The organism is Lacinutrix mariniflava (assembly GCF_001418015.1).
GTDB lineage: Bacteria > Bacteroidota > Bacteroidia > Flavobacteriales > Flavobacteriaceae > Lacinutrix > Lacinutrix mariniflava.
This window is the reverse complement of record NZ_LIQG01000026.1, coordinates 1212605-1231702: the sequence shown is the minus strand read 5'-3', so window position 1 is coordinate 1231702 and position 19098 is coordinate 1212605. Positions and strand designations below refer to the sequence as shown.

At 33.3% G+C, this 19098-nt stretch carries 18 protein-coding genes and 1 riboswitch; of the genes, 7 read left to right on the top strand and 11 right to left on the bottom strand.

Going from position 1 to position 19098, the window contains the following annotated elements:
• Positions 1 to 23: 23 nt before the first annotated feature.
• From ASC44_RS12425 to dnaG, 4 genes are all read left to right on the top strand, one after another.
• Positions 24 to 587: an RNA polymerase sigma factor gene (locus ASC44_RS12425; protein ID WP_055447905.1), complete on the top strand. Its 564-nt coding sequence runs from the start codon at positions 24 to 26 to the stop codon at positions 585 to 587.
• A complete protein-coding gene (locus ASC44_RS12420) occupies positions 574 to 1338 on the top strand; it encodes a hypothetical protein (RefSeq protein WP_055447904.1) in 765 nt (254 codons plus the stop codon). The genes ASC44_RS12425 and ASC44_RS12420 overlap by 14 nt, the downstream gene beginning before the upstream one ends.
• A 75-nt stretch (positions 1339 to 1413) precedes the next feature.
• On the top strand, positions 1414 to 2508 hold the full coding sequence (locus ASC44_RS12415) for a hypothetical protein (RefSeq protein ID WP_055447903.1): 1095 nt from the start codon (positions 1414 to 1416) through the stop codon (positions 2506 to 2508).
• Positions 2509 to 2692: 184 nt separating this feature from the next.
• A complete protein-coding gene (gene dnaG / locus ASC44_RS12410; RefSeq protein ID WP_055447902.1) occupies positions 2693 to 4657 on the top strand; it encodes a DNA primase in 1965 nt (654 codons plus the stop codon).
• On the opposite strand, the gene ASC44_RS12405 is transcribed toward dnaG, so the two are convergent.
• Both ASC44_RS12405 and nadE read right to left on the bottom strand, forming a co-directional pair.
• The gene (locus ASC44_RS12405; RefSeq protein ID WP_055447901.1) at positions 4652 to 5278 is read right to left on the bottom strand and encodes a response regulator; all 627 of its coding nucleotides are present in this window, start codon (positions 5276 to 5278) and stop codon (positions 4652 to 4654) included. The genes dnaG and ASC44_RS12405 overlap by 6 nt on opposite strands.
• Positions 5279 to 5389: 111 nt before the next feature.
• Positions 5390 to 6178 (bottom strand): NAD(+) synthase, encoded by a 789-nt coding sequence (gene nadE, locus ASC44_RS12400; protein ID WP_055447900.1) that lies wholly within the window; start codon positions 6176 to 6178, stop codon positions 5390 to 5392.
• Positions 6179 to 6425: 247 nt separating this feature from the next.
• On the opposite strand from nadE, the gene gldB reads away from it, so the two are divergent.
• The 3 genes from gldB (at position 6426) to ASC44_RS12385 (ending at position 8745) form a co-directional block, all read left to right on the top strand.
• Positions 6426 to 7388 carry a gliding motility lipoprotein GldB gene (gldB, locus tag ASC44_RS12395; RefSeq protein WP_152973330.1) on the top strand — a complete coding sequence of 321 codons (963 nt, stop codon included), beginning with the start codon at positions 6426 to 6428 and terminating at the stop codon, positions 7386 to 7388.
• The gene (gene gldC / locus ASC44_RS12390; protein ID WP_055447898.1) at positions 7388 to 7723 is read left to right on the top strand and encodes a gliding motility protein GldC; all 336 of its coding nucleotides are present in this window, start codon (positions 7388 to 7390) and stop codon (positions 7721 to 7723) included. Before gldB ends, gldC begins: the two co-directional genes overlap by 1 nt.
• Positions 7724 to 7842: 119 nt before the next feature.
• Entirely contained in the window at positions 7843 to 8745 is a 903-nt protein-coding gene (locus tag ASC44_RS12385) for a T9SS-dependent choice-of-anchor J family protein (protein ID WP_055447897.1), read from the top strand.
• A gap of 55 nt (positions 8746 to 8800) precedes the next feature.
• On the opposite strand, the gene rlmN is transcribed toward ASC44_RS12385, so the two are convergent.
• The 9 genes from rlmN to ASC44_RS12340 all read right to left on the bottom strand — a co-directional run bounded on the left by rlmN (position 8801) and on the right by ASC44_RS12340 (position 19047).
• Entirely contained in the window at positions 8801 to 9841 is a 1041-nt protein-coding gene (gene rlmN, locus ASC44_RS12380) for a dual-specificity RNA methyltransferase RlmN (protein ID WP_055447896.1), read from the bottom strand.
• A gap of 150 nt (positions 9842 to 9991) precedes the next feature.
• Positions 9992 to 11041, bottom strand: a complete 1050-nt coding sequence (gene moeB, locus ASC44_RS12375; RefSeq protein WP_055447895.1) for a HesA/MoeB/ThiF family protein — start codon at positions 11039 to 11041, stop codon at positions 9992 to 9994.
• Positions 11041 to 12162 (bottom strand): 2-iminoacetate synthase ThiH, encoded by a 1122-nt coding sequence (thiH, locus tag ASC44_RS12370; protein WP_055447894.1) that lies wholly within the window; start codon positions 12160 to 12162, stop codon positions 11041 to 11043. Before thiH ends, moeB begins: the two co-directional genes overlap by 1 nt.
• A 3-nt stretch (positions 12163 to 12165) precedes the next feature.
• Positions 12166 to 12936, bottom strand: coding sequence for a thiazole synthase (locus tag ASC44_RS12365; RefSeq protein ID WP_055447893.1), 771 nt, complete (start codon positions 12934 to 12936; stop codon positions 12166 to 12168).
• 36 nt (positions 12937 to 12972) lie between these two features.
• The gene (gene thiE, locus ASC44_RS12360; RefSeq protein ID WP_055447892.1) at positions 12973 to 13596 is read right to left on the bottom strand and encodes a thiamine phosphate synthase; all 624 of its coding nucleotides are present in this window, start codon (positions 13594 to 13596) and stop codon (positions 12973 to 12975) included.
• The gene (locus ASC44_RS12355; RefSeq protein ID WP_055447891.1) at positions 13586 to 14353 is read right to left on the bottom strand and encodes a hydroxymethylpyrimidine/phosphomethylpyrimidine kinase; all 768 of its coding nucleotides are present in this window, start codon (positions 14351 to 14353) and stop codon (positions 13586 to 13588) included. Before ASC44_RS12355 ends, thiE begins: the two co-directional genes overlap by 11 nt.
• Positions 14354 to 14550: 197 nt before the next feature.
• A complete protein-coding gene (gene thiC / locus ASC44_RS12350; protein WP_055447890.1) occupies positions 14551 to 16410 on the bottom strand; it encodes a phosphomethylpyrimidine synthase ThiC in 1860 nt (619 codons plus the stop codon).
• Positions 16411 to 16441: 31 nt separating this feature from the next.
• The gene (gene thiS, locus ASC44_RS12345; protein WP_055447889.1) at positions 16442 to 16645 is read right to left on the bottom strand and encodes a sulfur carrier protein ThiS; all 204 of its coding nucleotides are present in this window, start codon (positions 16643 to 16645) and stop codon (positions 16442 to 16444) included.
• Positions 16646 to 16691: 46 nt separating this feature from the next.
• A riboswitch (TPP riboswitch) is annotated at positions 16692 to 16786 on the bottom strand.
• Positions 16787 to 16995: 209 nt separating this feature from the next.
• Positions 16996 to 19047, bottom strand: coding sequence for an alpha-ketoacid dehydrogenase subunit alpha/beta (locus ASC44_RS12340; protein ID WP_193787270.1), 2052 nt, complete (start codon positions 19045 to 19047; stop codon positions 16996 to 16998).
• Between the last annotated feature and the right edge of the window lie 51 nt (positions 19048 to 19098).

Below are 19098 nucleotides of genomic sequence, written 5' to 3'. Positions count from 1 at the left end.
AGAACCACTAAACTAACTGTTTTTTGAAAGTTATTCAACTCTATAAAAATGAACCGAAGCTCATAAAAAGAGCTCAAAAAAACAATCGTGAAGCACAGCACGTATTGTACGAGTTGCACGCGCCAAAAATGTTAAGCGTTTGTAGATATTATATTAAAGATTTACAACATGCGGAAGAAGCCATGTTAAATGGATTCTTTAAAGTGTTTACAAATATAAAAAGTTTTAAAAACGAAGGTAGTTTTGAAGGTTGGATAAGACGTATTATGGTAAGAGAGTCTATTTCTTTTTTAAGACAGAAGAAAAATATAGAATTTGCTGTTGAAGATGTAGACTTTAAACACGACCACACTAACAATATTAATAGTGAAATTGAGGTAGAACATATCCAAAAATTAATAGATAAACTACCAGAAGGTTATAAAGTGGTTTTTGTAATGTATGCTATAGAAGGTTACAAACACAGTGAGATTGCTACACTTTTAAATATAAATGAAGGCACCTCAAAATCACAATTATTTAAAGCACGAAAAATGCTTCAGCAAGAGATTAGTAAATTAAACACATCGAGTTATGGCACCAATTAAATATGAAGAAGACATAAAAAACAGGCTCGATAAAAGAACTATTAAGCCTTCAGTTAAATCTTGGGACACTCTATCGCAACGTTTAGATAGCGAAGAAAAAAAGAACAATAAAAAAGGCTTTTGGTGGCTTGGCATTGCTGCTAGTGTAATTGGTGTGTTGTTGGTCTCTAATTTCTTTTTAAATATTGAAACAACAAATAATATAAATACTATTGTAGTTGAAGACAACACGACTAAAACCATCTTACAAATTGAAGTTCCAAAACAAATAATTGAAGCTCCAAAACAAGAAACTATTGTTAAAATTGAAGAACAAATAATAAACAAAACTGAAATAGAATTGGTTAAAAAAACGCCTAAAACACCAAATTACTTAACAAGTAACACGCCTAAAACAAGTAATACAAAAGAAAAAACACGAGCTAATAAGATACAAATTAAAAAGGCGCTTATTAATGAAACTAAAACGAGTGAAGAGCAAATAATAGTAGAGTCATCTATAAACATTAACAATACTACCAACCCTAGAAATAGCAACACTACAGACAACGAAATAAACACACTGCTTGCTAATGCTACAAAAGATATTGCGATGCAAAAATCTAAAAAAGCAACAGTACCAATAGACTACAATGGTTTATTACTAGCTGTAGAAGACGACCTCGATGAAACCTTTAGAGATAAAATGTTTAAAGCCGTAAAAAAAGGCTACGAAACAGTAAAAGAATCTGTTGCAGAACGCAACGAATAACAATAACATATCATCAATTTTAAATCAATATCAACAACTGCTGATACTACTATCAGCACCACAAAACGAACACTTATGCAAACCATTACAAAGTACATTATCATTCTAGTATTAAGCTTTTATGCTACAAATGTTACAGCACAAGAAACTAAGGAACCTTTAGCTGAATCTAAAAAAGAGGAGCAAATAGTCCTTTTAAAAGACAAAATAAAAGCACACGAAAAAGACGCTTTAAAAACTGAAGTAGAGGTCATTAACGATCGTGTTATAAAAAAGGAAATTACTTACGAGAAGGGAGAGGATTTAAAACAAGAAGCTGCAAAAAAACGAGCACTAAATATTGAAAACAGAATTACACTTTTTGAAAACAAATTGGCCTTCTATGAGAGAAATAATCTTCCAACACCTTTTGATGGAGACGGAAACTTAAAGAGAAAAGAATTTGACCTCACCTTTAAAAATTTAAATGACGTAAGTAACTTTACCGGTTTTACCGTCATAGACTCAGTAAAAACACAAGTAAAATATGATCTTCGTACAACAAACGAATTGATGTTTGCTGGAGGTTATAATAATGCCATTGTAGATGGAGGGAGTTTAAAAAGTTCTCCTTACGACATAAACGAATCTAGCTTTATGGAAATAGGATGGAATTGGAAAACCAGACTTGGAGAATCTGGAAACTCACCAAGAATTAAATACGGTCTTGCACTTCAAGTAAATCGATATCAACTAGAGGATAATAAAACTTTTATTCAAAATGGAAACACAACTAGATTAGAAACCTTTAGCGAAGATTTAAATTTAGCAGAACTTAGACTTACAAATATAGTTGTGCCTGTATATTTCGAATTTGGTGGCATGCATAAAATTGAAAAACCAAGTACTGTACGTTACTACAATGATTGGAAGTTTAAATTTGGCCTTGGTGGTTACGCTGGTTTAAGAACAGGAACAATGCAGAAATTAAAGTACAAACAAGAAGGAGATCGAGTAAAAGAAAAAATTAAGCGTAATTACAATACTAACCCTTTTATTTATGGTATTGGCGCTTATATTGGAGTTGGAGACTATAGCTTATATGCAAAATATGATTTATCTGAAACTTTCAAGAACGACGCCTTAAAACAAAACAATATTTCGCTTGGTATTCGAATGGATTTTGATTAATATTTTGCTGAATTCGTTATTTCAAAAACCGCTTCAAGCATATTTGAAGCGGTTTTTAACATTGCATTAAATAAAACTAAACACCTTTAAATTTTTAATATTTCTCATTCTTCTCTTGATGAAGAATCCTTAAATTCATTTACATTTGTAGCGTAATTCCGCGAAAGCGATAAACCCTTCACAATTGATATCAAAATCCTCCATAGACCAAGTATATGAAACCGCTAGATTAGAGGAAGTTATTGGTGATTTTGTGAATTTAAAGAAAGCGGGAAGTAACTTTAAAGGTTTAAGTCCGTTTAGTGAAGAGCGCTCACCAAGTTTTATGGTATCTCCTGTAAAACAGATTTGGAAAGATTTCTCTACAGGAAAAGGTGGAAATGTTGTTGCTTTTTTGATGGAGCACGAACATTTTACGTATCCTGAAGCTATAAAATACTTAGCTAAAAAATACAATATCGAAATTGAGGAAACCGAGCAGTCTAACGAGCAAAAAGAAGCGCAAGACAAACGCGAAAGTTTGTACTTAGTTAGTGAATATGCCAATACTTATTTTAAGAATGTTTTGCATAATACCGATAAAGGTAAAGCCATTGGTTTAAGCTATTTTAAAGAACGTGGCTTTACAGATGAAACCATTAAAAAATTCGAATTAGGTTATTGTACTGATGCCTGGAGTGCCTTTACAGATGAAGCGATTAGAAAAGGTTACAAGATGGAGTTTCTGGCAGGAACAGGCTTAACTATAGATAAAGGCGATAAGCAGTTCGATAGGTTTAAAGGTCGTGTAATGTTCCCTATACAAAGTATGAGTGGTCGCGTTTTAGGTTACGGAGGACGTATTTTAACTAACGATAAAAAAGCGGCTAAATACTTAAACTCTCCAGAGAGTGATATTTACCATAAAAGTAAAGTATTGTATGGTATTTACCATGCAAAACAAGCCATTGCAAAAGAGGATAATTGCTATTTGGTAGAAGGCTATACAGATGTTATTCAGTTTCATCAAACGGGAGTAACCAACGTTGTATCTTCTTCTGGAACCGCTTTAACAAGTGACCAGATTAGATTAATAAACCGACTTACAAAAAACATAACTGTTCTTTTTGATGGTGATGCCGCTGGATTACGTGCCTCGCTAAAAGGTATCGATCTTATTCTAGAACAAGGCATGAATGTTAGAGTTTGCTCGTTCCCAGAAGGAGAAGATCCAGACAGTTTTGCAAAAACAAATACACTTGAAGAATTAAAGCATTATCTAGATGAAAATGCTAAAGACTTTATCCAGTTTAAAGCTAATATTTTATTTGAAGACTCTAAAAACGATCCTATAAAAAAAGCAGATACTATTAGAGATATTATTAATAGTATTGCTAAAATTCCAGATCGTATTAAGCGTGAAGTTTACATTCAAGAATGTTCAAGAATTATGGATATTAGTGAAGGTGTTCTTTTTAGCACATTAGACCAACTTACGCAAAAAGAAGCAAGCAAAAGCAACAACCAATCTAACCAACAAAGACCACCAGAAGCTTTTGAGGTTATTAGGCATGAGCAACCACCAGAAAAGGTAGATGTACAATATATTTTAGAACGAAAAATTATAGAGATTCTTTTACTTTACGGTAACAAAACCGAAGATTTTGAAGATTTAGTTTTAAAAGAAAACGAAAGCGGAGCTCTTGTTTTAGAGCCTGTAACGCATGAAGCTAAAGTGTTTGAGAAAGTATTTTTAGACTTACAAGACGATGAAATGGAATTCTCGAACCCACAGTTTAAAGATATTTATTATAAAATTATAGAAACACTTAATCAAAATCCTGATTTCTCTTCTGAGCGTTTAATAAATACTGTGGATGCAAAAATCGGTAATGAAATTACAAATATTTTAATGGAAGACGAACGTCATTTTCTATCCGACTGGAACCGTAAAGACATTTTTCCTAAACTTAAAAAAGACTCTATTGCACAGTTTGTTAGTGAAACCATTCTATGCCTGCGTTGCCATTTAATTGATAGAAAAGTTATTGGTTTTCAACAACAAACTATGGAAAACAGAAACGAGGTAAACAGAAGTGTTTTAGAAGAGGTTAAAGACTATTCGGGATTAAAAATGTTATTGTCTAGAAAACTAAATCGCGTATTATAATTGCATTGTATTAGATTGATTAACTAGGTCAACTAAATTATCTACATTTAGTTTTTTCATTAATCGTGCGCGATAAGTACTTACCGTTTTCTCATTAATCTCAAGTTCTTTAGCAATATCTTTATTACGTTTCCCTGAAGCTAATAATTTTAAAACCTCGACTTCTCTAGTCGATAATTTTTTATAATACGTACTCCCTTTTAAACCTTTAGAATTCTTATTTAAACGTTGCATTAGCGAATCGCTTAAATACATACCATCTTTATGCACTTTTAAAATAGCTTCTCTTAACGTAATTATTCCTGCAGTTTTAGGTATAAACCCATCTGCTCCAGCTTTTATAGAACTAACAGCGTAGACTTCTTCAGACTGACCGCTAAACATAATAACTTTAGTGTCTGGATAATCGCTTTTAATACGTCTAATAGCAGTAAGACCGTTTAGTTTGGGTAAATCGATTTCTGTTAATATAATATCAACAGGAGTACTTTTAAGAAATTCGAAGATAGCCTCTCCATTATCTACACTGCCCATAAACTTTATATCACGCGTTGCGTTAAATACAAGCTCAAGACCTTTGCTTACAATAGGATGCTGATCAACTACAAGTAGTTTGACCATAATTTTTTAAGTTTTATATTCTATTTCAAGCGGTTAGACTCAAAAAAAAATTAATAATAGATAAATATAATAGCGCTACAAAGGTACGGAATATTATGATATCAATAATGTTTACTTGAATTCATTAGGGATTTCGCAAACAGGAATCGCTATCATCTTGTGCCTGTTTGAGTTATTATACCTTCTATAAATATTAAACACTTCTTTCTCTCTACCACTAAAATCGTTTTCTGTCATCCCATTCTCACTTTTCTGCATTGCCCACTCTAATTCTGGATACGAAGCACCAATTTGATCTTCATCACTTCTTGTATCCCCAAAAAGTCCATCGCTTGGCGCTGCTTTCATAATTGAATCTGAAACGCCTAAATACTCTCCAATAGCATAAACTTCAGATTTTAGCAAGTCGGCAATCGGACTTAAATCTACGCCTCCATCACCATATTTAGTATAAAATCCAACACCAAAATCTTCTACTTTATTACCTGTTCCTGCAACAAGCAAACCTAATAGACCGGCATGGTAATACAAGGTAGTCATTCTTAAACGTGCACGCGTATTTGCCAGAGCCATGTCTACAATCTCCTGTTTTCCAGTAAGTGAAACCTCGGTTTTAAATTCTTCAAAAACTGGTGTTAAGTCCGTTTTCGTCTCACTTACATTTGGAAACTTACCTTTTAATAACTTAATATGTTCCTCTGCTCTAGATACATGACTAGCTGCTTGGTGAATAGGCATTTCTATACATAAAACATCTAAACCTGTTTTTGCACATAACATTGAAGTTACAGCTGAATCTATTCCGCCAGATATTCCAACAACAAAACCATTAACTCTTGCGTTAGTAGCATAGTCTTTTAACCAATTAACAATATGATTTACCACTTTTTCTGTTTGCATTTTCTGAAGTTTTTAAAACAAAGAATAGTACCTTTGCCTGATGAATTTATCTTAACATTTTCTATTTCCTAAAAAATGTCTAAAATTAGCTCATATTTCGTCTATTTATTTAATCATAGCGATACAATGATTTTCACAAAATAGTCTGATCTGAACAAATTTTATTTTATTTTCGGTTAAAACAAAACGTCAAGATTAATTCAGTAAAAATAAAGTAAACACTCTAGGAATAAAAATGAAAAGCCTTTTGAAACCTATTTATTTTCTTCTGCTCTCTGTTTTAACCATGCTTTCTTGCGAAAAGGAAGATAAAACTGAAGCTGAAATTTCTAAAATAAACATTGATCTTACTATTGAAAGATTTGATAAAGCTTTCGCTGAAGCAAATACTAACAATCTACCAAAATTGAAGGAGACCTTTCCTTTTATGTTTGCAAAAAAGTATGATGATGTTTTTTGGCTTCAACAAATGCAAGATACTTTACAATTAGAGTTACAAAGTGAAACCCTTAAAAAATTTGAAGATCTAAAAACTGAAACCACAGAAATAGAATCTTTATTTCAGCATTTAAAATATTATTTCCCACAATTTAAAACACCAAGAATAGTTTCTGTGGCTTCGGATGTAGATTATAGAAATAAGATTATTGTTACAGATACTATTATCGTGCTACCATTAGCTAATTATTTAGGGAAAGATCATTTTTTCTATCAAGGTATTCAAGATTACATTGTGCAAGATTTAGACCCAAAATTAATGGTAGTAGATCTGGCAGATAAATATGCTAAACATTACACTTTTAAGCAACAAAGAAAAACCTTTTTAGACGATTTAATCTACGAAGGAAAACTATTGTATTTTAAAGATAAGGTTATTCCTTTTAAAACAGATGCTCAAAAACTAAGCTATACTGAAGACCAATATAAATGGTCTCAAGCTAACGAAGAATACATTTGGCGTTATATTGTAGATAAAGAAATACTTTTTAGTACAGATAATAAGTTAGCAAGTCGTTTCATTAACCCTGCTCCATTTTCAAAGTTCTACCTAGAACAAATCGATAGTGAGTCTCCGGGAGAAATTGGCAAATATATAGGATGGCAAATAGTGCGCTCTTACATGGATAATAACACAATATCTTTTAAGCAAATGCTTACAAAAAGTGCAGAAGATATATATAATAACGCAAAATACAAACCTAAAAAATAATGGCAAATTTAAAATCTAAAATCACTTTAAACGTAGAATTAGACGAGAATAGAGTACCAGAAAAGATTAATTGGACAGCAGAAGATGGAGGTATTACAAATGCTGATGCTAAAGCGATGATGTTATCGGTTTGGGATAGTGCTGCACAAGAATCTTTACGTATCGATTTATGGACTAAAGACATGCCTGTAGATGAAATGAAAGTATTCTTTCACCAAACGCTAGTTGCCATGAGCAGTACTTTTAATCGTGCAACTCAAGATGAAAAAATGACTGCTACAATGAAAGATTTTTGCGACTATTTTGCTGAAAAACTGGAAATCAATAAAAAGTAAATCTTTATCATTCGATAAATAGAATTTCATCTATAAAAAAGGCTTTTCATCGATTTAAAAACAGAGTATCAGTAGTTTTTTTGTAATTTATTTTTTTTATTAATCTAAAATCTCAAATTATGAAAAAAATTACTTTATTTATTACTTTATTAACCTTCTGTTTTGTTAGTGCACAAACTACTTTATTTGAAGATGATTTTGAATCTTACACAGATTTTGCTATATCAGGTGTGGGATCGTGGACGTTAACAGATGTTGATGGACTGCCTACATATGGTTTTAATGGCGTAGATTTTCCTGACAGTGGAAGTGCAAAATCTTTTCAAGTTTTTAATTCCACAACAACTGTAGCGCCTTTAACAGCATCTGCAACTAGTGATTGGGAAGCCTATAATAGCACAAAAGGGATGGTGTGTTTTGCAGCTGTTCCTGCTGGTGGTGTTTCGAACAACGATTGGTTAATTTCTCCGCAAATAACATTAGCCGATGGAGGCAACAGTGTTTCTTTCTGGTACAAAGCTTGCGATCAAGCTTTCTCAAATGAGATGTTTACTGTTGGTATTTCTACAACAGATACAATGCCTGCTAGTTTTACAACTATTTCTGCTACACCTGAAAGTGTTCCATTAAATGATATTACATGGAGACAATATACCGCTATACTTCCAGCAACCTATGATAACACGCCTATTTACATAGGAATAAATTGCGTCTCTAATGATCAATTTGGATTTATGATTGATGATTTTGCTGTTTCTTCCACTTCTTTAAGTGTTGAAGAGTTTGATGCTTCAACAATTACTACTTTTTACAATAAGCAATTAAATTCTTTAATTCTAGAATCTTCTAATTCTGCTTTCACAGCTATTGAAGTTTACGATATCTTAGGTAAAAGAATAGTATCTAACAAACTAAACTCTAATGAAGAAACAATTAATTTAGAAACCTTACAACAAGGTGCATACATAACTAAAGTAAGCACTCTAAATGGGACAAAAACTATTAAATTTATTAAGAACTAATCACTTTTAACAATTTAATTATAATAAAAAAGCGACCAACTGGTCGCTTTTTTTATTATGATTTATTTGCCAGTTGCCCACAAGCAGCATCGATATCTTTACCTCTACTTCTTCGAACATTAACGACAATACGATTACGTTCTAATTCTTGAATGTAATTATTAATTGCAGCACTTGAAGCTTGCTGAAACTCTCCATCGTCTATAGGATTGTATTCTATTAAATTAACCTTACAAGGCACATGTTTACAAAACTTAACTAAGGCATCGATATCTTCCATTCTATCGTTAATGCCATCCCAAACTATATATTCGTAAGTAATTTTACGTTCTGTTTTCTCGTACCAATATTCTAAAGCTTCTTTTAAATCCATAAGCGGAAAGGTTTCATTAAACGGCATAATCTTAGTTCTCACCTCATCTATTGCAGAATGAAGAGACACAGCCAAATTAAATTTAACTTGATCGTCTGCCATTTTTTTAATAATCTTTGGCACACCAGAAGTAGACACTACTATTCTTTTTGGCGACATTCCTAAACCTTCTGAAGATGTAATTTTATCTATAGACTTAATAACATTATTGTAGTTCATAAGCGGTTCTCCCATACCCATAAATACAATATTACTTAGTGGTCTATTAAAGTACAATTTGCTTTCTCTATCTATAGCAACTACCTGATCGTAAATTTCATCGGGATTTAAGTTACGCATGCGCTTTAAACGTGAAGTCGCACAGAATTTACAATCTAAACTACAACCAACTTGACTAGAAACGCAGGCTGTTGTTCGTGTTTCGGTTGGAATAAGAACAGACTCTACAATTAATCCATCGTGCAGTTTTACAGCATTTTTTACTGTACCATCGCTACTACGTTGCATAGTATCGACTTCAATATGATTAATTACAAAGTTATCTTCTAGCATTTGACGTGTCTCCTTAGAAACATTCGTCATATCCTCAAAAGCATGTGCTCCTTTACTCCATAACCATTCGTAAACTTGATTGCCACGAAAAGCTTTGTCTCCTTCTTTTACAAAAAAGTCTCGAAGTTGCTCTTTTGTTAATGCTCGTATGTCTTTTTTCTTATCTGCCATTTCATTTGCAAAAATAGAATAATTTAAGTTCTTAACTTAATGAGTGAGGCAAAACTAATAAATGAGCACATGTGCTATTTTAACTTTCATTTGTTTTTTTTAAGTATTAATGATTTGTTCCTTCATAAAAATCATCATTTAAATTAACAATTACAATCCTTCTTTTAAATTGTAAAAAACAGCCTTATCTAATTGTTCTTTTAAATAAGAAATAGCGCTATTACTCCTTTTTCCTGATTTGCAATACACAACAATAGGTAAAGAAATATCAATTTCTTGAAATCGTTTTGATAACTGCCCTAGAGGAATATGCTGTCCTCCAATGTGATATTCATCTCTTTCAGAAGCTTCCCGAACATCCAGCAAATTATAGTTTGCTTTGTTTTTATTTAATTCATCTTGTGTGATTTCTTTGGTTGAAGTCATTCCGCAGAAAAAATCGTAATCTGTTTCTAAAGCTGTAATTTCTGAAGTTTCATCTTTTTCAAATCCTAATATTTGCTGATTCAAACTTAAAGCATCAAACAACAACAGCTTATTCGTTAACACTTCACCAATACCACAAATAATTTTAATGGCTTCATTTGCTTGTAAACTCCCAATAATACCTGGCAAAACACCTAGGACTCCTATTTCTGAACAATTGGGAGACGCTTCAGGTTTTGGAGGTGTTGGATATAAACATCTATAAGTTGCACTCCCTAAATAATTAAAAACACTCACTTGCCCTTCAAATTTAAAAATAGCGCCATAAACTAAAGGCTTGTTAGTAATTATTGCGGCATCATTTGTTAAGTATCTTGTTGAAAAATTATCGCTTCCATCTATTATAATATCATAATTCGAAAATAGTGCAATAGCATTTTCACGTGTTAGTCCTTCATTATAAGTATTAAAAAGCACAAACGGATTTAATTGAGATAATCGCTTAGCCGCAGTTTCTGCTTTAGACAAACCAATATCATTAATAGTATATAAAACTTGACGCTGCAAATTACTTTGGTCGACTATATCATGGTCTATTATGCCAATAGCTCCAACACCTGCGGCTGTTAAATACTGTAAAACAGGACAACCTAAACCACCAGCACCAATGACTAAAACCTTCGCTTGCTTCAATTTTAACTGTCCAGCTTCTCCTATTTTATCTAAAATAAGATGACGACTGTATTGCTTTCGTTCTTCTGCGGTAAGACTCATTACTCTTCTATTGCTTCAAAATGTTGCCAATCTTTCCAAACCACTTCTAAGCCTTGACCTTTTAACATCTTTACTATCTCTTCTGTACTTCTTTCATCGGAAATTTCAAACTGCTCTAACGATTGAGGTTCTACGGTATAACCTCCTGGATTTGTTTTTGATTCTGCACTAATTGAGGTCGCACCTAGATTAACAATATTATTTCTAAATATTTCGTTTTCTCTTGTAGACATAGACAATTCGATATCCTCATCTAGCAAACGAAAAGCACAAATTAGCTGCACCAAATCACTATCGGTCATTTCTACTTTTGGCTCTAAACCTCCAGAATGCGGTCGTAACCTTGGAAATGAAATGGAGTATTTTGTTTTCCAATACGTTTTCTGTAAATATTTTAAATGTAAGGCTGTAAAAAAACTATCTGCACGCCAATCTTCCAAACCAAACAAAGCACCTAATCCAATTTTATGAATACCTGCTTTCCCTAATCTATCTGGTGTATCTAAACGATAATTGAAATTAGATTTCTTTCCTTTTGGATGGTGTTTCTTATACTCTTCTCTATGATACGTTTCTTGATATACCAATACAGCGTACAATCCGTTTTCAATTAACAACTCATATTCCTCTTGATCTAAAGGCTGTACTTCGATAGTAATATTCGAAAATTGAGAACGTATTATTTTAATCGCATTTTTAATATAACTTACTCCCACTGTTTTATTAGCTTCTCCTGTAACTAACAAGATATGATCATATCCTTTTGCTTTTAAAAAAGCCACTTCTTTTAAAATCTCAGCATCTGTTAATGTCCGTCTTGGTATTTTATTAGTCATACTAAATCCACAATACGTACAAATATTCTGGCACTCGTTACTTAAGTACATTGGTGCATACATTTGTATGGTATTTCCAAATCGTTTTTTAGTCAACATACTGCTTTTCTGTGCCATTTGTTCTAAAAATGGTTTTGCAGCAGGAGAAATTAAGGCTTTAAAATCTTCTAAATCTAGTTTTTCTTTTGCTAAGGCATTTTCTACCTCAACTGTAGTTTTACTAAAGATACTTTCTAGTGTGTTATCCCAATTATAAGTATCAAAAAGTGTTATAAAATTTGCCATACTTTAGTTTAAAAAACGCGTTAACGGACTACTAGCCTCTGCTTTGCTTTTAATAGGAGCTAGTTTGGCTTCAAAAGCCATTCTACCTGCTTCCACTGCCATTTTAAATGCTTTAGCCATAGCTACCGGATTTTTAGATACTGCAATTGCCGTATTTACCAACACAGCATCTGCACCTAATTCCATAGCATAAGCTGCATGCGATGGCGCGCCAATACCTGCATCTACAATAACAGGCACATTAGATTGCTCTATAATAATCTCTAAAAAATCTTGTGTTTTTAATCCTTTATTACTTCCTATTGGAGCTCCCAATGGCATAACACATTGCACTCCCACATCCTCTAATCGCTTACATAATACAGGATCCGCATGAATGTAAGGCATTACTACAAATCCTAATTTAACTAATGCTTCTGCTGCTTTTAAAGTCTCTATAGGATCTGGCAATAAATACCTAGGATCTGGATGAATTTCCAATTTAACCCAATTTGTCCCTAAAGCCTCTCTTGATAATTCTGCTGCAAAAACAGCTTCTTTAGCGGTTCTAACACCAGATGTGTTTGGTAATAAATTAATATGAGGCTGTTTTAAATGCGTTAAAATATCATCTTCATTATTCTGAACATCTACTCTTTTTAAAGCAACAGTTATGAGTTCGCTTTCTGAAGCCAACAAAGCTTCTTTCATTACTTCTGAAGCGCTAAACTTTCCTGTTCCGGTGAATAATCTAGAAGTAAATTCTTTATCTGCTATTTTTAATATGTTATTCATTTTTAATTTTTTGAATCTATGTTAGATTAAGAATACTTATGCTTTTACTTTTGATGAACTTAAGATTTCATGAAACTTAGAAATACTTGTAAAATCTTTAGTTATCGCTCCCGAAACTGCTATTCCGTAGACACCTGTTTTCATTATTGACGTAACATCTCCCATACCAATACCACCAATAGCAATTATAGGCGTGTCTTTTTCTAACTTATCTATTAACTGTTTGTAACCTTCAAGACCTAAAACTGGACTTAAATTCTTTTTAGTTTCTGTAAATCGAAAAGGTCCTAAACCAATATAATCCACTTCTTTTTTTATTAGAACTTTGCAATCTTCCAAAGTATTTGCTGTACCACCAATGATAAATTGCTCACCTAAATAGTCTCTAACAACTAAAGGACATGCATCTGTTTTCCCTAAATGAACACCGTCTGCTTTTACTGCTTTAGCTATTTCATAATGATCGTTTATTATTAGTTTCACATTAAATTGAGCAGTAATTCCTCTAGCTTTTTTAGCAGTTTCTAAAATAGTTTCTGTTGTCATTTCTTTTAAACGAAGCTGTACTAGTTCTGCTCCGTGTCCACATGCTTTTTGTATATTTCTTAAATGGTCTTGCGGTGTTTTACCTTGAGAAATACAGTGTAACTTACTTAACATTTTCTGTATATTTATGTGTTCCTAACAAGGTTTTATTTGAATTTAAAAACTGTTCTGTATACCATTTTACATTTTTACAAGCATCTTCTATGTTCATTCCTTTTTCTAAATTAGAAGCCAATGAAGCCGATAATACACAACCACTGCCATGTTTTTGAAAAACGGTTTCTGCAATTGGCGGAATGTTTAGTTTTACTATTTTACTATAATAGACTTCATCCCATCCTTTTTTATCTATTCTATGACCTCCTTTTAAGTAGATATTTGTTCTTTCTGAAATAAAATCGATGGTTTCCTCTATAGATTTCTCTGAAAACAAGGCTTTAATCTCATGATAATTTGGTGTAATAAAATCGCAGTTTTTCAAGACTTCTTCTAAAACTTTTAAATCTTGTTGATTATGAAAACTAAAACCTGCGCTAGCTTTTAAAATAGGATCTAACACTATTTTTATAGTTGGATTACGTTTTTTTAATGTTTGAATAACTGCTAATAAAACGTCCCAAGACTGGATGATTCCTATTTTTACTACAGCAATTGAAAACCGTTGAAACAATAGTTCTATCTGATTTAAAATGATTTCTTTTTCAATCCAAATACAATCTTTAAAATCTATATCATTTTGAACAGTAACTGCTGTACACACGGATAAACCATACAAACCATGAGCTTCAAATGTTTTAATATCTGAAGTAATTCCGGCACCACTGGATGGATCTAAACCTGCTATTGTTAATATGTAGTTTTTGTTATTCATTTTAATGGATACAGCTTATTATTCTATTTTATTAAATAGGAATTCGTTAGTGTTATACAATTACAGTGGCATCCTTTTGCCGTCAGTTCAAGTGAATTTATACAGTCTAACTGAATAAATTTATATCGAGAACCAGCAAAAATATAACAGAAAGCCCGACCACGCTTTTTTCAAAGCGTGGGAACTTCCTAATCATTTTACAAATAAACTTCTGATCCTTTTTCTTTAAACTCTTTAGATTTCTCTTCCATGCCCTTTGCAATAACCTCGTTATCTACGATATCGTTAAGCGCAGCAAAGTCACGAACTTCTTGAGAAATTTTCATGGAACAGAACTTCGGTCCGCACATAGAGCAAAAATGAGCGATTTTAGCACCTGCGGCAGGCAAAGTCTCATCATGATATTCACGAGCTCGCTCTGGGTCTAATCCTAAATTAAATTGATCTTCCCAACGGAACTCGAAACGCGCCATACTTAGGGCATTGTCTCTGTGTTGTGAACCTGGGTGTCCTTTTGCTAAATCGGCAGCATGCGCAGCCAGCTTATACGTCACCACACCTACACGCACATCTTCTTTGTTTGGTAAACCTAAGTGCTCTTTTGGCGTTACGTAGCACAACATGGCGCAACCGTACCAACCTATCATTGCAGCTCCAATACCTGAAGTAATATGGTCGTAACCTGGTGCAATATCTGTAGTCAAAGGACCTAAAGTGTAAAAAGGAGCTTCATCGCAAAGTTCTATTTGCTTCTCCATATTTTCTTTAATCATGTGCATTGGCACGTGACCTGGTCCTTCTATAAAACACTGGACTTCGTGTTTACGTGCAATTTGCGTAAGTTCTCCTAAAGTTTCTAATTCTGCAAATTGTGCTTCGTCATTAGCATCTGCAACAGAACCTGGACGCAAACCGTCTCCTAAAGAAAAGGCTACATCGTACTGTTTTAAGATGTCGCAAATATCTTCGAAATGTGTGTATAAAAAACTTTCTTTATGGTGCGCTAAACACCATTTTGCCATAATAGATCCACCACGAGATACAATACCAGTAACACGTTTTGCCGTCATTGGTACATAACGTAATAATACGCCTGCGTGAATGGTAAAATAATCGACGCCTTGTTCGGCTTGCTCTATTAATGTATCACGAAAAATCTCCCATGTTAAGTCTTCGGCAACACCATTTACTTTTTCTAATGCTTGGTAAATAGGCACCGTACCCACTGGCACTGGAGAATTACGAATAATCCATTCGCGTGTTTCGTGAATATTTTCTCCGGTAGATAAATCCATAATATTATCTGCTCCCCAACGGCAAGCCCACACTGCTTTTTCAACTTCTTCTTCTATGGATGAGGTAACAGCAGAGTTTCCAATATTTGCATTTATTTTCACTAAAAAGTTTCGACCTAAAATCATAGGTTCTGCTTCTGGGTGATTTATGTTTGAAGGAATTATTGCACGACCTCTTGCGACTTCTGATCTTACAAATTCAGGTGTAATTTTATCTGGAATAGAAGCACCAAAATGTTCGCCTTTATGTTGCTTTCTAATCTCTGTCATTTCATCTATTCGTTGGTTTTCTCGAATAGCGATATACTCCATTTCTGGTGTAATTATTCCTTTTTTAGCGTAATGTAATTGGGTTACATTTTGACCTTTTTTAGCTCTTAACGGATTCTTTAACAACTTAAAACGCATGTGATCTAAACTCGCATCGTTTAAACGCTCGTTACAATATTCTGAAGAGAATGATGCTAATTCCTCTACATCACCGCGTTCTTTAATCCATGGCTCTCTAATTCTTTCGATACCACTATGCACATCTATTGCTTTGTCTGGATCTGTGTAAGGTCCAGAAGTATCATAAATAGTTACAGGTTCGTTGGGTGTTTTCTTTTTTGTCATTGAGTCTACCGTATCACTCAATGTAATTTCACGCATGGCCACTTTAATTTGTGGGTGCATTTTTCCGTTGACATAGATTTTCTTAGAATTGGGAAACGGATGTCTTGTAATACCGTTTTGCTTTGGAGCTGTGTCTTTGTTCTTCATTTGATAATTGGTTTCCTTTTTAAAATAAAAATCATCCTCCTTGAGTAGATTTTATAATTAAAATATCATCATTATTGTGAAGTAATCTTGAAGACCAATTTGTTTTTTTAACCACAGTATTATTTATAGCAATAGCAATGCCGTTTGTTTGAATTTTTAAATTTCCAACAAACTCTTGTAATGTTACGTGTTCTAAAATGTGGTGATCTTCTTGGTTTACTTTTATAGTAATCATATTTATAAAATATTACTGTAAACCAAAATGGTAGTATTTCGATGTCTTATCGAACATAACTTTTTCCTACGTTGGTATTAACCAAATCAGGTTCTAAGGATGTTTCTCAAACTAATTTAATAGCTACTCCTAAAGTTTACACCTCAAATATAGAAGATTATTTATGACTTTAATACGCTTTTGAATTTATTTTTTTGAATCGTTGGTTTTTGAAAAACACATTTTAACTAAAATCTATTTCCATAAAAATGAAACAAATTGAAGTCCTAAAAAAAGGGATTCATAATTGTTTTCCAATTACGAATCCCTTTTATTACACACATAAGTATGTGTATAATACTATTATAAATTTAATAGTTTAGTAACTTTTCTATCTTAGCTTTTACTTTTTCTGTTGAAGGAATCATGGTTTGCTCTAAAGTAGAATTTAATGGTATTGCTGGCATATTTTCACTACCAATAGTCATTACTGGCGCATCTAAATACTTAAAACACTCTTCTTGAATTTTTCCAGATAATGCTCTTGCAAAACTATTATTTGATGGCTCTTCTGTGACAACCAAACACTTTCCTGTTTTCTTAACCGATTTCATAATCGTGTCTTCATCTAAAGGATATAAAGTACGTAAATCGATAACTTCTATCTGATCTTGCATCCCTAATTCTTCCGATGCATTCATTGCCCAATGCACTCCCATTCCGTAGGTAACAATAGTTAATGTTTCTACATTTTCTTGTTTCCAAATCTCTTGTAAAACCCATGCTTTACCAAAAGGCAATACATAATCTTCGCTTGGCTCAACAGAGGTTGCACCTTGTGTTCCTGGCACTTTAGACCAATACAAACCTTTGTGCTCTAAAATCACTACAGGATTTGGGTCATAATATGCCGCTTTCATTAATCCTTTTAAATCTGCTCCATTACTTGGATACGCTATTTTAATACCTCGAATATTTGTAATTACAGATTCTACTGAAGATGAATGGTAAGGTCCTCCACTTCCATAAGCACCAATTGGCACTCTAAGAATCATAGAAACCGGCCATTTACCATTAGATAAATAACAACTTCTACTCACTTCTGTAAACAACTGATTTAAGCCAGGCCAAATATAATCGGCAAACTGAACCTCAACAATTGGTTTTAATCCTACTGCACTCATACCAACGGTTGAACCTACAATAAAAGCTTCTTGTATTGGTGTATTAAACACACGATCGTCTCCAAATTTTTGTGCTAATGTTGCTGCTTCTCTAAAAACACCACCAAGTCTTCCTCCAACATCTTGTCCATAGAGTAAACATTCTTTATGCTTTTTCATCAGTTCTTCTACTGCGAATAAAGCACAATCTACCATGACTACTTTCTCTGCGCCTTCTGGTGAACGTGTTCCTTTTTCCTCGGTAATTGGTGTTGGTACAAAATCGTTTGTAAATAAATCCTCAGGTTTTGGATCTTCGGCTAATAATGCTCTTTCAAAATCGGATTGCACTTTTGCTTTCGCGGAATTTTCAATTGCCAGAACTTCTTGTTCTGAAAATCCTGCATCTAGTAATTGTTTTTTAATAACTGGATAAGGATCACGAGAACGTGCCTCTTCTAAATCATCGCGATACCATTCCATTCTTACACCAGAAGTATGGTGATTTAATAACGGTACTTTTGCGTGTACTAAAAATGGTCTACGCTCTGTACGAATAGTTTCTATTACTTTTTCTAAGGCTTCGTAACTTTCTGTAAAGTTTGCACCATCTATTGAGATAGCGTCTAAACCTTTAAATCCTGCTGCGTATTCGAAAGCATTTTGCGCTCTCGTTTCTGCCGCATTGGCACTAATATCCCAACCGTTATCTTGTACTAAATATAAAATTGGCATTTGCTTTAAAGCCGCCATTTGAAAAGCTTCTGCTATTTCGCCTTCGGTTACAGAGGCGTCTCCTAAAGAACACACTACGAATGGTAAATCTTTAAGTGTTTTATCGTCTAAACCTTGTAATTCTTTATACTGCATTCCCATAGCAACTCCTGTTGCTGGAATGGTTTGCATTCCTGTTGCAGAGGATTGATGTGGGATTTTTGGTTTATCGTCGTCCTTTAAACTTGGATGCGAATAGTATGTTCTTCCTCCAGAAAATGGATCGTCTTTTTTAGCTAACAATTGCAACATTAAATCGTAAGGTTCTAAACCAAAAGATAATAACATGGCATCGTCTCTGTAATATGGAAATGCATAATCTTGAGGTAATAACTGTAAACCTAAAGCGATTTGAATGGCTTCATGTCCACGTGATGTTGCATGTACGTATTTTGAAACTTGTTTAAAATTAGCTTCGTATAATTCTGCCATTGCTTTTGCTGTGCAGAGTTTTGAAAATCCTTTTTCTAGTGTTTCTTTTTTCATCTTGAATCGTTCTGTCATTGTGAGGACGAAGGACGTGGCAAACTCTTGTTG

Excerpts from the sequence above, each read along its gene's own strand:
- ASC44_RS12420 (WP_055447904.1), top strand. The coding sequence starts at position 574 with ATGGCACCAATTAAATATGAAGAAGACATAAAAAACAGGCTCGATAAA.
- ASC44_RS12415 (WP_055447903.1), top strand. The coding sequence starts at position 1,414 with ATGCAAACCATTACAAAGTACATTATCATTCTAGTATTAAGCTTTTAT.
- ASC44_RS12405 (WP_055447901.1), bottom strand. The coding sequence starts at position 5,278 with ATGGTCAAACTACTTGTAGTTGATCAGCATCCTATTGTAAGCAAAGGT.
- nadE (WP_055447900.1), bottom strand. The coding sequence starts at position 6,178 with ATGCAAACAGAAAAAGTGGTAAATCATATTGTTAATTGGTTAAAAGAC.
- gldC (WP_055447898.1), top strand. The coding sequence starts at position 7,388 with ATGGCAAATTTAAAATCTAAAATCACTTTAAACGTAGAATTAGACGAG.
- ASC44_RS12385 (WP_055447897.1), top strand. The coding sequence starts at position 7,843 with ATGAAAAAAATTACTTTATTTATTACTTTATTAACCTTCTGTTTTGTT.
- rlmN (WP_055447896.1), bottom strand. The coding sequence starts at position 9,841 with ATGGCAGATAAGAAAAAAGACATACGAGCATTAACAAAAGAGCAACTT.
- moeB (WP_055447895.1), bottom strand. The coding sequence starts at position 11,041 with ATGAGTCTTACCGCAGAAGAACGAAAGCAATACAGTCGTCATCTTATT.
- thiH (WP_055447894.1), bottom strand. The coding sequence starts at position 12,162 with ATGGCAAATTTTATAACACTTTTTGATACTTATAATTGGGATAACACA.
- ASC44_RS12365 (WP_055447893.1), bottom strand. The coding sequence starts at position 12,936 with ATGAATAACATATTAAAAATAGCAGATAAAGAATTTACTTCTAGATTA.
- thiE (WP_055447892.1), bottom strand. The coding sequence starts at position 13,596 with ATGTTAAGTAAGTTACACTGTATTTCTCAAGGTAAAACACCGCAAGAC.
- ASC44_RS12355 (WP_055447891.1), bottom strand. The coding sequence starts at position 14,353 with ATGAATAACAAAAACTACATATTAACAATAGCAGGTTTAGATCCATCC.
- thiC (WP_055447890.1), bottom strand. The coding sequence starts at position 16,410 with ATGAAGAACAAAGACACAGCTCCAAAGCAAAACGGTATTACAAGACAT.
- thiS (WP_055447889.1), bottom strand. The coding sequence starts at position 16,645 with ATGATTACTATAAAAGTAAACCAAGAAGATCACCACATTTTAGAACAC.
- ASC44_RS12340 (WP_193787270.1), bottom strand. The coding sequence starts at position 19,047 with ATGAAAAAAGAAACACTAGAAAAAGGATTTTCAAAACTCTGCACAGCA.